Raw genomic sequence first — 13423 nt, 5'->3', positions numbered from 1 at the left:
CTTCTTAATTAGGAGGTTCCCTTGAAACTGCATCCCGTTTTTCGCAAACTGACCCGCCTGGTTTCCTCCATGAAATTCGGCATGATTCTGCTGTCTTTCCTGGCGCTTTTCTCCATCACCGGCACGGTGCTGCCCCAGGGCCGGCCGGAAAGTTACTACAGGTCAGCCTATCCCGCCTGGACCGGTCTGATCCGGATCTTCCATCTGGACCGGGTGTTCACCTCCTGGTGGTTTGTCCTGCTGGTGGCTCTGCTGGCTCTGAACCTGACGTTCTGCAGCCTGCGCAGCCTGCCCAGCCTGCTGCATCGGATGAAAAGCTGGCGCAGTGCCGATCAGATCCGGGCCCACCCGCCGGAATACCGCCGCAGCCTGCCCGACAATCTGTCCATGGAAGAAGCCTTCCGCCTGACGGGGTTTACAGTTCAAAAGTCCGCTGACGGCCTGTTCCGGGCCAGACGTCATAACATCGGCTGGCTTGCCTCCTGGCTAACCCATGTCGGCATTCTGCTGATCATCATCTTCTATGTCTTTGGCAAATGGTTCGGGTTTGAGACCATGGTCTACGGAATTCCCGGTTCCTCCGCACCGGTCCTGGAGACGGGCTATACCGTTCGGTTTGATGACTTTGACATCCTCTACCGCGAGGATTATTCCGTCCACCAGTACCTGACCGACGCCGCGATTCTCGACTCAGCCGGCCAGATCGTCCGGCAGGGTGTGCTTCAGGTCAACCAGCCGATGACCGGTCCCGGGTTTGACCTGTTCCAGTCCGGAACCGGCTGGGCACTGGCTGCCCGGCTGGAAAAAGACGGACAGGAACTCTCCCATCGGACCCTGTTCCAGTCCGAGGCGTATGCCCAGGACGGGGAAGACATTGTGCTTCAGTTTATGGACTTTTATCCTGATTTTATCCTGCGGGAGGGTCACCCGTACACGAGGAGCCCGTTCCCTCAAAACCCCCGAATCCTCTATGCCATCTATCACAAGGGACAGCAGGTTCAGATGGATCTCGCCGTGCCGGGAACTCCCCTGCGCTTTCTGAATTACACCTTCCATCTGGAATCCCCCCGGCTCTTCACCGTGCTTCAGGCTGTCTCAGATCCCGGGATCCCCGGAGTCCTGGCAGGCGGTCTCCTCCTGCTGGCCGGCATTTTTCTGAGCTTTTACTGGATCCCCCAGGAATTTTACGGAGTCACCGAGAACTCCGGAGCATCCTGGATCACCGCGACCACCCGCCGCAATCAGGCTCTGTTTTATGAAGAGCTTGACCGCAGGCTCAAGATCAACCCATCGGGAGGAACCAACGTATGATGCTGCCGCTGCTTGAAATGGAAAATATCCTGTTCTACGGAGCGTTTTCACTCTATGTCCTGGGCATGGTCCTGTTCTTCGTGTTCCTGGTCGGAAAGAGAGAAGGCGCCGGACTTTGGGCCACCCGAGCCCTGTGGGCCGCATTCGCCTGCCATAGTCTGGCACTGGCAGCCCGGGGCTTGGGAGCCGGCCGAGTTCCCCTGTCGAATCAGTATGAGTTTGCCACCAGTTTCGCCTGGGGCATCGCCCTCTTATTCCTGATCTTCGAGCGTCGCTTCCACTTTAAGGCCATGGGAGCTTTTGTTGCCCCGGTGGTCATCATCGTGATCGGCTATGCCGCCATGCAGAACAAGGATGTGCGCCCCCTGATGCCGGCGCTGCAAAGCGCCTGGCTCGTATTTCATGTCGCCACCGCCGTCATCAGCTACGGCGCGTTCGGGGTTGCCTTCGGCATTTCCGCCATGTACCTGATCCGGGGCCGAATGAAAGAGGATGACTTCATCGCAAAGCATGTGCCCAATCTGGAGATGCTTGACTTGATCAGTTATCGGGCGGTGGCCTTTGGCTATCTGTTCCTCACTCTGGTCATGATCACCGGCGCAATCTGGGCTCAGAAGGCCTGGGCTCGCTACTGGGCCTGGGATCCCAAGGAAACCTGGTCCTTCATCACCTGGATTATCTACTCCATATACCTGCACATGCGCGTAGTCAAAGGCTGGCGCGGCAAAAAAGCCGCCTGGTTCGCCCTCATCGGCTTTCTCTGCGTGCTGTTCACCTACATCGGAGTCAACACCCTGCTGCCCAGCATCCACAGCTACGCCGGGGCAGTGTCCACCATCCTGTAATCCTTCGTTCCGCTCAAACCGCCCTGCAACGCAACGCGCCTCCGGCAGAAAATCTGCCGGAGGCGCGTTGCGTTCTATTGATTCAGGTTGCGGAATTTATACCAGAGACTGGTTCATGAACCAGATTTGCTTGTCATATCCGGCTACATGATCTTCCATCAGGTTCACCCAGGCAAATTCATCCTTTTCATCTGCCTCGGACCGGATCTTCAGAGCCAGCTCTCTCATATGCTCCAGGTAGTTCTTGGCTTCCTTAAGAGCTTCTTCAATGGAATAGGCCCGAACTTCCAGTTCCTTCATGTCCGTATCGGCCATGTATTCCTTGATTGAAGCGGTTGGCATCTTGCCGTCCATCTTCATGCGCTCTGCCACTTCGTCATATTTCGCGAATGCGTCGTCGTACAGGAATTCCAGATATTCATGAATCTGCTTGAACGCCTTTCCTTCTACATTCCAGTGCAGGTTGTGCAGCATGACATTTCCGACCATTAAATTAGCTAAATACGTTTTTCTCATTTCATACCTCCGATGGTTGATTGAATGGTTTGATTCCATTTTCAGGCTATGCGCCTGTTTTTTCCTACAACTCTATTTTAGACTGATTCTATTTTTAAAGCAATTAATGAATGGTAAACTTCTCGGAACATTTCATTTACAATTGCAAAAACCCTTGATATGGGGCGATTTCCTACCCCTTTCAGATCCTCGGGCATTTCCCGATTGGTTCGTGTATAATGAGGACAAACTACTTCCCATCAGGATCCCGCGCAGCTGTCATCTGGCTTAAAGTCCTGTCATTGATCCAACTTGAGGACACCCCTTCTTCGGTTGCCCGGGGCTCCAGCCATGGACCGACTGCATCCAAATCCACATTCTACTGAAAAAGGAGAGATCCCATGAATCCGTCATTTCCCGCCATCGATGCGATCCGGCAGCGCACCAGTGTCCGCAACTATTCCGACCAAGTGGTCGAGGCTGAGAAACACCATGCCCTCCGGGACTTTGTGCAATCCCTGGACAATCCCTTCCACCATCCCATTCAGTTTCACTTTCTGGATCTGACCGCCTCCTCCGAGGGAGAAAAACTGGGTACCTATGGAGTGATCCAGGGAGCCCGGCATTATCTCGGAGCGACTTTGACCGAGGGGCCCCATGCCATGCTGGCTCTGGGCTATGAAATGGAACTGGCGATTCTCTACCTGACTCATCTTGGTCTTGGAACCTGCTGGCTGGGCGGAACGTTTGACCGAAAAGGCTTTGCTCAGGCCATGGCCATTGCCCCCGGAGAATCCTTTCCCATTATTACCCCTTATGGGTATGCCGCAGCGAAAAAACACCTGAAGGAACGGGCGATGCGGAAAGTCATCCAGGCAGATCAGCGCAAACCCTGGGAACAGCTGTTTTTTCAGGACAACTTCCAGACACCGCTGACGAAAGAAGCAGCGGGAGCATATTCCGTTCCCCTGGAGATGGTTCGCTTGGGACCATCCGCTTCCAATAAGCAGCCCTGGCGAGTATTGCTCCATGAAACTACATTCCATTTCTATGAGTCAAAAGCTGTCGGATACAGCGCCGCTTTCCCTTATGACATTCAGGAAGTTGATCTGGGAATTGCCGCCGCCCACTTCCATTGCTCGGCTCTTGAGCTCGGCCTGCCTGGAACGATCACGCTCTCACCACCCGACCTTCCCTGTCCGGATCCCATGATTTACCGGTTTAGCTGGCGGCCTGACCGAGATGAGGCTAATTAGTCCAGTCTTGGATCCGTTCATGACATTTCGTGGTATTTTTTGAAATCCGGCTGCTGCCGCTCGCGGTTTATTCGTTGTATGATACAATTAATTAATGAATCCGTCGACTGAACCAACCGAAGAGCAGTCCAGAAATCTGCGGAACAAGCACCCGAGGAAACAGCTAAGATTTGGCCGAAGAGGCAATTGAGGAGCTGCCAACAATCGGTCCATCAATCGGCTGCCTATTTCAGCGATTGGTTCAGTCACAATCCAACCAGACAGGAGATGAAATAAATGGCGAGTGTTGAAATCAACCGCCCCGCCCCGGACTTTGAACTGACAGACTATCAGGGAAATTTGTTCAGACTGTCAGCGCTTCAGGGAAAAAACAATGTTCTGATCGTACTCAACCGCGGGTTTGTCTGACCGTTCTGCCAGCGGCATATGATGCAGTTGCATCAAGATCTGGGTCAGTTTACCTCACGGGATACCGTTGTTGTTACCATTGGGCCGGAATCACAGGATAAATTCCGGGAATACTTTGAAAAGAACCAGCTTGGCTTTGTCGGCCTGCCCGACCCCACTCAGCAGGTTCTGAAACTGTACGGGCAAAAGGTCAATTTATTCAAATTAGGCAGAATGCCAGCTCAGATGATCATCGACAAACAGGGCCAGCTGCGCTTTGTCCACTATGGTCATTCCATGCAGGATATTCCGGACAACGCCGAAATTCTGGCCCTCATCGATCAGCTGACTTAAGTGTGCGCTGTGAATTGGAAATCGTGACTATTGTTATCACAGAAAAAGATGTGATAGCGAGTCTACTAAAAAATCAACACCATGTGATTACCGACCTACGGCAAAGAGGATTCCCGCTCAACATCCTGGCGCAAGAACAGGTAATACCCTGACCGCCTGATTCCAAACCCCGAGCCTGATGATGCCAAACCAATCAAGCTTATAATACGATCAGGATCTGATCAACGAGCAGAGAGCTTCTCTGCTTTTTTTCATTGGAACAATTGCTGACCCCTTATCCCTTGAAGACACCTGAAGACACTTGAAGACACCTTATGACAACTGATGACAACTGATGACAACTGAAATCGCTTGAAGACACTGGAGGACCGCCGCAAGTCTTTCGGAGAAAAAATTCAGCCCTGAGCTATCCGGTCGCCGTCCATGAAACCTGGACGTGCGGACCTCCAACTGATGACCGGGACCCAGCCGTCAGGCTGAATGAAGCACCCTGGCTCGATCACAGGTTCCTCGAAACTCCACTCCTGGAAATGCAAAAAAAACAGATTGACAGATATATCGCCATGCGATATATTGAAATCAGATGATACATCGCTTGACGATATATCGAGAGGAGAGTGATGGAATGCCGCTGACCGAATCCACCTATTATATTCTGCTGGCACTGGCAAGACCGAATCATGGTTACGGCATCATGCAGCTGGTAGAAGAAATGACTGCCGGGCGGGTCATCCTGGGAGCAGGAACACTGTACGGCGCATTGAACACCTTGCTGGAAAAGCAATGGATTCGTCTGGTCCGGGAAGAGGAAGAATCCCGGAAAAAGAAGGAATATGTTCTGACGCTGATGGGAGAAGCCATCCTGCTACAGGAAATGGAACGATTGGAAGAATTGCTTAAAAATGGAAAGAAGGTGCTGATGCAACATGGTCAAATTCAGACTCTACTATGATAAGGATAAAGAAGAGGTCTTCCTGAACTCAATGGCCAATCAGGGGTGGTGCATGGAGCGGTTTATTCTCGGCTTCTACCGCTTTCGCCCCTGTGAAAAAGGCGAATATACTTACCGCATTGATCTGACCAACGACAAATCCGCAGCGGAACTGCGGGATCTGTTTGAACTGATTCAGGATTCCGGCGGCGAAGTCGTTCAAACCTGGGGGGTATGGACAATCTTCCGCAAACGGGGTTCTTTTGAACTCTATACCGACCCGCAAAGCAAAATCAGCCACTACACCAGAATTCGGAACCTGTTTTTCATTCTGGCACTGGCGGAAACAGCCATCACCGTTTCCAACCTGATGTCTGCCGGACGCACTCAGTTCCCACTGATTCCTGGCTTGCTGCTTGGCCTGATCAGCATCGTTTTCTGGGTTCAGACCGTGCTGTCTCAGCATAAGATCAATCAGATCAAGTCTGCCTTATAGGCTTCCCCGCCCCGGCAAGGGCCGATGTCTGATCCTTCCGTTCCTCTATTTCATCCACCTGAAGCAAAAAGCCTGCCGCGATGGCAGGCTTTTTGCTGTATTTACTCGCTTGAAACTGTTCGTAAAATCCAGCATTTAGTCGTTGTTTGATCGTTAGAGCATTTCAAGGAACGCCGCGACTCGTGTCTCGAGCTGACCGGTATCCTGGGTGGAGTAGTCCGTCTCGATCTTCATAAACGGAATTCCGCTCCGCTTCATTGCCTGCTCCATCGAGTAGGATTCGATATTGAAGGTATGGCAGGCCTGGAGAATGACATCGATGACGCCGTCAGCCTGGTATTTTTTTACCATTTCCAGCGTATTGTCCATCCGCTGGGTATTGGGCGTCATGACGGAGCAGTGCACATCCAGATAATGGTCGGCGATGGCCTGGCGAATATCCTGAGCTGATTCATCAATCAGCTGGCGATTCGTCCGCTCCCCGGAACAGTCATCCAGACACACGATGACCCCTCCGTTTCTCTCGACCAGTTCCCCAACCTTTTGGATTAATCCGCCAGTGGGACAGCCGGTCAGCAGAATGCGCCGGGATGCCTTTGGCACCGCCGATGACGTCTGATCGAGCCGTTCCTGAATCAGCGCCTTCATCCGGCTGGTGTATTCTGCCGGGTGAAAGCTGAACCCTCCGGAATGCAGGGTGACCATCATTTCCACCCCGGACAGAGCGGGTGGATGGGACTGCTGGAGGTCAAACAGGGCACATTTTGTCCGGCGCAGCTCATTTCTGACACGAGATGCTTCCCTCAGCTTCTCGTCGGTGATCTGCACCCCAAAGGTTTGTTCGAGGTATCCGGCCAGTCGGTCAATCTCCTCGCGCCAGATCTTGCGGGCGTACGGGCGATCCTGCCCCTGAGGGAGATGCAGAACATAAGTGGGTTTGATGGCGTTCAGCAGTTCATACATTTTTTTCTTGCCGTCACAGGTGGTCTCGCCGATGATCAGGTCAGAAAAATAGGTAAAGGGGCACTTGTCGGCAACCGCAAACCCATAAGTTGACTTAATCAGGGGGCACAAATTCTTCGGAAGAACCGTTTCCGCCGCCGGAATGGTTTCATTGCTGGTTCCGCACAGGCTGATGGGGCTGAAACCAGCGGCATCAAGAATCTCCAGTGGCGTATAGGTGCAAAGACACCCGGCGATTCTTCCTCCCCTCTCCTTAAATTCCTTGGCGGTTAAAAAGGCCTGTTTTCTTTTCTCATCATACTCCTCAAAGTTGACCGGGAGGGGGGTCAAGTTCTCATTCATAGCTGCGCTCCCCTTTCGATCTCGCTTCCCTCAGGTTCCAAATGTTCGTTGAATCGTTCCAGATCCGACAGCAGCTGCTGATTTAACCGGGCAAACTCCGCCAGTGACCGATTCCGCGGCCTGGGAATATCAACCGTCAGATCCCGTTCGATGAATCCCTGACGCCGGCTCATCAGGATGATCCGGTCGGCCAGATAGACTGCTTCATCCACACTGTGCGTCACAAACACAATGGTCTTGCGGTGAGTTTCCCAAAGGTTCAGCAGCTCTTTCTGCAGTTGAATCCGGGTATAGGCGTCCAGCGCGCCGAAGGGTTCATCCATCAGCAGAACATCCGGATCATTGGCCAGTGACCGGGCGATGGCTACCCGCTGCTGCATGCCGCCGGACAGTTCATGGGGATAGGCGGCGCGAAACTTGTTCAGTCCGACCATTTCCAGGTACTCCTCGACAATGGCTTTCTTTCGGGCTTTATCGGTCCGCTGGAACGCAAGGCCCAGCCCGATGTTGTCTTCCACATTCAACCAGGGCATGAGCGAGTAGTTCTGGAATACCATTCCAATATTCCGTCCGGGTTTCTGGTAGGGTTGATCGCGATAATAAACACTGCCGCTGGTGGCAGGTTCCAGACCGGCCATAATGCGCAGCAGGGTGGATTTTCCGCACCCCGAAGGACCTACCAGGCAGACAAATTCATTCTCCCGAATGTCCAGCTGAATGTCCTTCAAAACCTCAAGGGATTTGACGTCCCCCCGGGACTGGTATGTTTTATGAATATGATCCAAAGCAATGACAGTTTTCATATACGTTCGGCTCAAGCGCTCTGCCTTGACCCCCGGACGGAATCAATTCCGCTGCCAGGGGCGGCACGCCTTCTTCAGCCTGTCTCCCTTCAAGATTAATCAATATTCTGATCCGGATTCTTCACCCTGAGGCTGGCCGTGTTGCAGCCGGTTGCTCTTAGCGAACTCTGTTTTCCCAGGAAAAGTACCGTTTCATAATGACTCGAAACACCAGATCCAGAAAAGCCCCAATCGCCCCGATGCAGATGATTCCGGTAATTACCAGGTCCATTCGCGCCAGTTCATAGGCATGCGTGATCAGATAGCCTACCCCGCTCATGCTTCCCGGAAGCATTTCGGCTGCCACCAGACAGACCCAGGCAGAGGTCAGCCCCATACGCAGGCCGTTCAAAATGGTGGGACCTGCCGCCGGCATCAGGACATGAAAGAAAATATCCTTCTGTGATGCGCCGAGCACGCGGGCGCTCTCGACCAGCACCGTCCGGACATTGCTGACGCCAAACATGGCATTCCCCCAGATCGGGAAGAAAGACCCCAGGGCGATCAGAAAGATCATGGAGAGCTTAAAGTTATCAAGCAAAGCATAGGTCGCTCCGTAGGGAATCCGGAAAATTCCAGCCAGACTGCTGATTCCAAACCAGCCCAGGACCAGCGGCATCCAGGCAATGGACGGAATTGGCTTGAACAGAGTAATAAAGTTTTCAAACAGATCCCGCACTGGTTTGAAATAGCCCATGAGCAACCCCAGGGGCAGCGCGATCAGCGCACCCAGCAGATAGCCGATGAATACTCGAACCATGCTGTATGCAATATTTTTGGGGATACTGCCAATTCCGATGAAATTATCAAAGGCATTGGCAAAATTATGAAATACGGTGCCGACCGTCGGCAGGATGGCCTGATTCCCGATGCTTCGGGCAGACAGTTCCCATCCTGCCAGGAAGATCACCGGAAAAATAAGTGACAGGACATTCAGGCGGATCTTTTTCATCTTCATGCGTATTAAAGGTGCTTTCGGATTTCTCGGAAAGCACCGTCTCCTTTCATCGGATTGCCAGACGGACCATTTATTTTACAAAAGAGAAATCGAACACGCTCTTCATGACGACATCCATGGGCTGATCCTTCAGCCGGCCGGTAAACTTGCCGATCTCCGACATGGCCTCATAGTAGGTATGCATGCCATTGGTGAAATGCTCCGTAATGGCCGTTTGATACGTCGTGTCGTTCTTCATCAGAACTGCCTTGTCCAGGCCGATGAATTCTGTCATCAGGTCAGCGGTTTCTTCCCGATGCGTCTGGGCATACTCACTCACATCCTTGGTTACCTGTACCATAGCGGCTACGACCTCAGGATATTTGGTCTTGACCGAATTCATGACATTCATGGTGCAGCATGGGAAATCGACCCATTTGCCTTCCGGCAGCTGATCCAGACGGGCGATGATTTTTCCGATGTTCTGAGCCTCGGCATTTTGCGGATTGGGTACCGGACCTGCCCAGATCTCCACCTGACCGGAGCTCATGGACGGAATCAGGTTGCTGATGCCCTTCAAGTCAGTCAGAACAACATCTGCTTCATAGTCTGCGGTATTTTCTGTTACCTTCAAGCCGGCATCCCGAAGTGCGTATTCCAATACAATCCGAGGGCTGCTGATGGCCGAGTGATATCCGCCGCGAATCGGCTTCTCGCTTGTTTTAGCATATTCAACCAATTCTTCAAACGTATTGTAGGGTGCATTGGCAGCCGCTACGATGGCAACTCCGCCGCTTTGAATGGGACACAGAACACTGACATCGACGCCGGAATCATAGGCGGTCATGATGGCTGTGCTCGAGCAGTAGGCCAGATCCATATGACCCTGTGACATCATCGTGACACTTTCGGCAGCGCCTTTGGAGTGGATAAAATTAATATTTGCAATCACTTCACCGTCTTTGATTAATTCAAGCTGCTTGTCGTTCAATGGCTTTAAGTGGATTGCGCGATCCGCAAACAACTCAGGCTTCAGAAAATTCAAATGCATGTTTCCGGTATGCAGTTCATTGCTCCAGCCTACATTCAGAGTCGGAACCTCTTTCTTCACAGCTGCAGTCGTCTGCCCCGCTTCGGTATTTCCGGCTGGTGCAGCTTTGGTGCCGCAGGCGCTCAGCAGCAGCGTTGACGCAAGTCCAATGGTCAGTAATAGATTTCTCTTTTTCATCTCTATCCCTCTCTCATTTTGTTAAAAATATGTTTAGTACGGTCACATATTATCACGCACCTCACAATTAAGTCAATTATATAAAATTTTCTATCTTTTCTGAATTGACTTATCATGATACAATATTTAACAATATATTCAATATGCGCAATTATTATTAACCATTCTTCTTTAATAACTGATCCTGATTAATTTTTAATACTTCCCCATTTTAACATTTCACAAACGGGCGTAATTACAACGCCAAAGATACTATTTCCCTTCAGAACTCTGACTTCTGTTATTCATTGGGGTTCTTCGTCTCAGGCCTCTTCCTTCTCATGGCTCATGACGCTCATGGCTCATGACGCTTATGGCTCATGACGCTTATGGCTCTTAGGTCATGGCTCTTAGCTCGCACAATCGAACTATACTCCAGACAGAATAAAAACCGCCGAATCCGGCGGTTTTTACTCTGTGGTTATTATCAACTCTTTTGATTAGTCATCCTGACGGTCATCATCGTCATCGTCATGGTCATCATCGTCATCGTCATGGTCATCATCGTCATGGTCATCATCGTCATCGTCATGGTCATCATCATCGTCATGGTCGTCGTCATGGTCATCATCATAGGTAATCCGATCGACATCCACTTCGATGATTTTTCCAGTATAGGCATTGATCGTAATGTCATACTCATTCCCATTGGCCTGAATCTCGACTTCATAGTGATTGTCATCCAGCTCCAGTTCGGTTACTGTTCCGCTGATTCGGTTCAAAGCAATCTTTCGGGCTTCGTCCCTGGTTATTCTGCTGCGCGTTTCCGTCACCTGAGGCTTTGCTGGTGCGGAAGCTTTCTGAACGACCATTTTCGATTCGGTGAATTTCTCGATTTGTCCCGTGTAGATGTTGATTTCAAGATCATATTCCTTGCCATCGGCGCGAATTTCGACTTCATAGCGGTGATCGTCCAGTTCCATTTCCACAATGGTTCCATTCACTTTTGCCAAAGCGATCTGGCGGGCTTCCTCCCGTGTGATCCGCTGCTTTGCTGCCGCTTCAGTCTTATCATTAGCAATGCTGACTGCCGGCTTTGTTGCCGTCACTTTTTTGGATTCGACTCGAAGCACGTCTCCGGTATAGGCATCAATCTTTAATTCGAATTCTTTTCCATCAAAAAGAATTTCAACCTCATACCATTTCGAATCGTCCAGCTCCAGCTCAGTGATGGTGCCGCTATACCTCGCCAGTGCAATTTCGCGGACCTGCTCTCTGCTCAGACGGGTCTTTGCCGCAACCGCTGCTTCTGATCCGGCACTCCGTACAACATCAGATGTCTGAGTGATCGTCAGCTCCGGAATCACCGACAGCTTATCCTTGGAACTTGCCAGTGTCAGAACATCCGGCAGGAAACCTGCAACCAGAGCTGCCAGCAGCAGGATCGGCGTCATCATCATTAGCTTCTTAAGTATCTTATTCATTAGATATCCCTCCCAGGTATTTGATTTGTTACCTGGTTAACTCCGGAGCATCTCATTTTATTGCATCAGATCCAAAACTTTTTTTCTTACCGCTGAGTCCCCATCTTTTTTCTAATCCTCATTGTCATCGTCGTCGTCGTTGTGGTCATTGTCGTCGTCGTCGTCATCGTCGTTGTCGTCGTTGTCGTCATCATCGTCGTCATACAGGTCATCATCATCGATTTCGTCAAAATCCTGACTTTCAAACAGTTGATGAAGATCCACATTAAGTGCTTTCGCCATCTTGACCAGATCATGGACCGACATGTCCTTCAGTACCCCGGGCTGCAGCTTTGGCGCCTGCTCGATCAGCTTGCGGATCAAGGTAGCCTTGCCTTCTGAATCATCGAGTTCATCCAGGATCTCCTCATCCAGTGATTGGATCTCCTGAACCAGAACAACCGGCTTGATCTGCTTACCCTGCAGATGCTGATGGATGAGCTGATCCAGCTTCTGCTTCTGCTCCCTGGCCACGCCTTCCCGGCGGTTGTATACGGACAGCAAAATATATTTCTCGGTCTGCGTCAGATATTTTTTTTCCAGCAGCTGATCCATCAGCTCGCCCGTCACTTCCTCCAGGGATTTCCCCCGATATTCAATGCCTTGGACAATTTGCGCGGCATCCGGATTGATGCCTTCCATTCGGATAACCTGTTCCATTTTATTAGTAGTTACCACAATGCTGGGATTGATGTCATAGTATACCTGACTGTCTGCCCAGACATACTGGCTCTGCCACTGAAAGATCAGTCCGATCATCGCGGCGGAAGCCAGTGTGAACGGAATCAGCCGCTTCAAAGCGGATCCTTTGCGGACTTGCCTTGTGATGTCATCATGTGCTGTCATTTTTTCTACCGGACGCTGCCGGAGCTCATCCAGGACATTGATCGGAGCTTGATCAACCGTCTCTTTAAGTCGTTTGAGTATTTCTTTTTCCGTCATGATCTGACCCCCTTCTCCTCCAGATAAGTTCTCAGTTTTTCCAGTGCCCGGCGATATTTGGACAGTGTTGTCGACAGCTTCAGTCCCAGACTGTCGGCAATTTCCTGATGCTTCATGCCGGATACTGCATGCAGCATCACGATTTCCCGCTCTTCCTCCGTCAGCCGCTTCAGAACCGTTTCCAGGACAAGCTTGTCTTCGGCATCCGTGACATAGGAGAAGCGCTGATCATTGGCAATCAGCTCGGGCTCGAGCTGAATCACCCGGCTCTCTTTGCGGTATTTACTGTAATACAGGTTCTTGGCAATCGTAAACAGCCAGGCCAGGGGTTTCCCCATAGGCTGGTAGAGATGCGCCGCCGACATAACCTTCAGATAGGTATCCTGCAGCAGTTCCACCGCAGCATCATGATCTCTGGTCAGCGACACATTGAAGGCGTACAGGGTCCGCTCGGTCTGGTGATACAGCTGATCCAGCGCGCCCATGTCATTCTGCCCGATCCGCCGGAACAGATCTTCATCGATATCAATGGGAGGATCCCTTTGGATCCGGACTGGCTCCGGGGCCAGAACAAAAGTAAACAAAAGCATGG

At 51.4% G+C, this 13423-nt stretch carries 14 protein-coding genes; 6 read left to right on the top strand and 8 right to left on the bottom strand.

What is annotated here, in order from left to right; genetic code table 11:
• The first annotated feature begins 21 nt into the window (after positions 1-21).
• Positions 22-1311: a cytochrome c biogenesis protein ResB gene (locus NQU17_14965; GenBank protein UUM11892.1), complete on the top strand. Its 1290-nt coding sequence runs from the start codon at positions 22-24 to the stop codon at positions 1309-1311.
• Entirely contained in the window at positions 1308-2156 is an 849-nt protein-coding gene (gene ccsB / locus NQU17_14960; protein ID UUM11891.1) for a c-type cytochrome biogenesis protein CcsB, read from the top strand. The genes NQU17_14965 and ccsB overlap by 4 nt, the downstream gene beginning before the upstream one ends.
• Positions 2157-2252: 96 nt before the next feature.
• On the opposite strand, the gene NQU17_14955 is transcribed toward ccsB, so the two are convergent.
• On the bottom strand, positions 2253-2672 hold the full coding sequence (locus NQU17_14955) for a DNA starvation/stationary phase protection protein (protein ID UUM11890.1): 420 nt from the start codon (positions 2670-2672) through the stop codon (positions 2253-2255).
• 380 nt (positions 2673-3052) lie between these two features.
• Between NQU17_14955 and NQU17_14950 the strand changes: the two genes are divergently transcribed.
• From NQU17_14950 to NQU17_14935, 4 genes are all read left to right on the top strand, one after another.
• Positions 3053-3907, top strand: coding sequence for a nitroreductase (locus tag NQU17_14950; GenBank protein ID UUM11889.1), 855 nt, complete (start codon positions 3053-3055; stop codon positions 3905-3907).
• Between the two features lie 276 nt (positions 3908-4183).
• The gene (locus NQU17_14945) at positions 4184-4648 is read left to right on the top strand and encodes a redoxin domain-containing protein (GenBank protein UUM11888.1); all 465 of its coding nucleotides are present in this window, start codon (positions 4184-4186) and stop codon (positions 4646-4648) included.
• A 625-nt stretch (positions 4649-5273) separates the two neighbouring features.
• Positions 5274-5600, top strand: a complete 327-nt coding sequence (locus tag NQU17_14940; protein UUM11887.1) for a PadR family transcriptional regulator — start codon at positions 5274-5276, stop codon at positions 5598-5600.
• Positions 5575-6075: a DUF2812 domain-containing protein gene (locus tag NQU17_14935; protein UUM11886.1), complete on the top strand. Its 501-nt coding sequence runs from the start codon at positions 5575-5577 to the stop codon at positions 6073-6075. The genes NQU17_14940 and NQU17_14935 overlap by 26 nt, the downstream gene beginning before the upstream one ends.
• 153 nt (positions 6076-6228) lie before the next feature.
• Here NQU17_14935 and NQU17_14930 read toward each other — a convergent pair whose 3' ends face one another.
• The 7 genes from NQU17_14930 to NQU17_14900 all read right to left on the bottom strand — a co-directional run bounded on the left by NQU17_14930 (position 6229) and on the right by NQU17_14900 (position 13421).
• On the bottom strand, positions 6229-7380 hold the full coding sequence (locus NQU17_14930) for a double-cubane-cluster-containing anaerobic reductase (GenBank protein UUM11885.1): 1152 nt from the start codon (positions 7378-7380) through the stop codon (positions 6229-6231).
• Positions 7377-8183 carry an ABC transporter ATP-binding protein gene (locus tag NQU17_14925; GenBank protein UUM11884.1) on the bottom strand — a complete coding sequence of 269 codons (807 nt, stop codon included), beginning with the start codon at positions 8181-8183 and terminating at the stop codon, positions 7377-7379. Before NQU17_14925 ends, NQU17_14930 begins: the two co-directional genes overlap by 4 nt.
• A gap of 157 nt (positions 8184-8340) precedes the next feature.
• A complete protein-coding gene (locus tag NQU17_14920) occupies positions 8341-9174 on the bottom strand; it encodes an ABC transporter permease (protein UUM11883.1) in 834 nt (277 codons plus the stop codon).
• Positions 9175-9250: 76 nt separating this feature from the next.
• Positions 9251-10387, bottom strand: coding sequence for an ABC transporter substrate-binding protein (locus tag NQU17_14915; protein ID UUM11882.1), 1137 nt, complete (start codon positions 10385-10387; stop codon positions 9251-9253).
• 479 nt (positions 10388-10866) lie between these two features.
• A complete protein-coding gene (locus NQU17_14910; protein ID UUM11881.1) occupies positions 10867-11850 on the bottom strand; it encodes a PepSY domain-containing protein in 984 nt (327 codons plus the stop codon).
• Between the two features lie 111 nt (positions 11851-11961).
• On the bottom strand, positions 11962-12831 hold the full coding sequence (locus NQU17_14905; GenBank protein UUM11880.1) for a hypothetical protein: 870 nt from the start codon (positions 12829-12831) through the stop codon (positions 11962-11964).
• On the bottom strand, positions 12828-13421 hold the full coding sequence (locus NQU17_14900; GenBank protein ID UUM11879.1) for an RNA polymerase sigma factor: 594 nt from the start codon (positions 13419-13421) through the stop codon (positions 12828-12830). Before NQU17_14900 ends, NQU17_14905 begins: the two co-directional genes overlap by 4 nt.
• Positions 13422-13423: the final 2 nt, after the last annotated feature.

The organism is Clostridiaceae bacterium HFYG-1003 (genome assembly GCA_024579835.1).
Lineage (GTDB): Bacteria > Bacillota > Clostridia > Clostridiales > Clostridiaceae > JG1575.
This window is presented reverse-complemented; position numbering and strand designations above follow the sequence as displayed.

Coding starts and splice junctions, on each gene's coding strand:
- NQU17_14900 (UUM11879.1), bottom strand. CDS start 13,421: ATGCTTTTGTTTACTTTTGTTCTGGCCCCGGAGCCAGTCCGGATCCAA.
- NQU17_14955 (UUM11890.1), bottom strand. CDS start 2,672: ATGAGAAAAACGTATTTAGCTAATTTAATGGTCGGAAATGTCATGCTG.
- NQU17_14940 (UUM11887.1), top strand. CDS start 5,274: ATGCCGCTGACCGAATCCACCTATTATATTCTGCTGGCACTGGCAAGA.
- NQU17_14925 (UUM11884.1), bottom strand. CDS start 8,183: ATGAAAACTGTCATTGCTTTGGATCATATTCATAAAACATACCAGTCC.
- ccsB (UUM11891.1), top strand. CDS start 1,308: ATGATGCTGCCGCTGCTTGAAATGGAAAATATCCTGTTCTACGGAGCG.
- NQU17_14910 (UUM11881.1), bottom strand. CDS start 11,850: ATGAATAAGATACTTAAGAAGCTAATGATGATGACGCCGATCCTGCTG.
- NQU17_14930 (UUM11885.1), bottom strand. CDS start 7,380: ATGAATGAGAACTTGACCCCCCTCCCGGTCAACTTTGAGGAGTATGAT.
- NQU17_14935 (UUM11886.1), top strand. CDS start 5,575: ATGGTCAAATTCAGACTCTACTATGATAAGGATAAAGAAGAGGTCTTC.
- NQU17_14915 (UUM11882.1), bottom strand. CDS start 10,387: ATGAAAAAGAGAAATCTATTACTGACCATTGGACTTGCGTCAACGCTG.
- NQU17_14950 (UUM11889.1), top strand. CDS start 3,053: ATGAATCCGTCATTTCCCGCCATCGATGCGATCCGGCAGCGCACCAGT.
- NQU17_14905 (UUM11880.1), bottom strand. CDS start 12,831: ATGACGGAAAAAGAAATACTCAAACGACTTAAAGAGACGGTTGATCAA.
- NQU17_14920 (UUM11883.1), bottom strand. CDS start 9,174: ATGAAAAAGATCCGCCTGAATGTCCTGTCACTTATTTTTCCGGTGATC.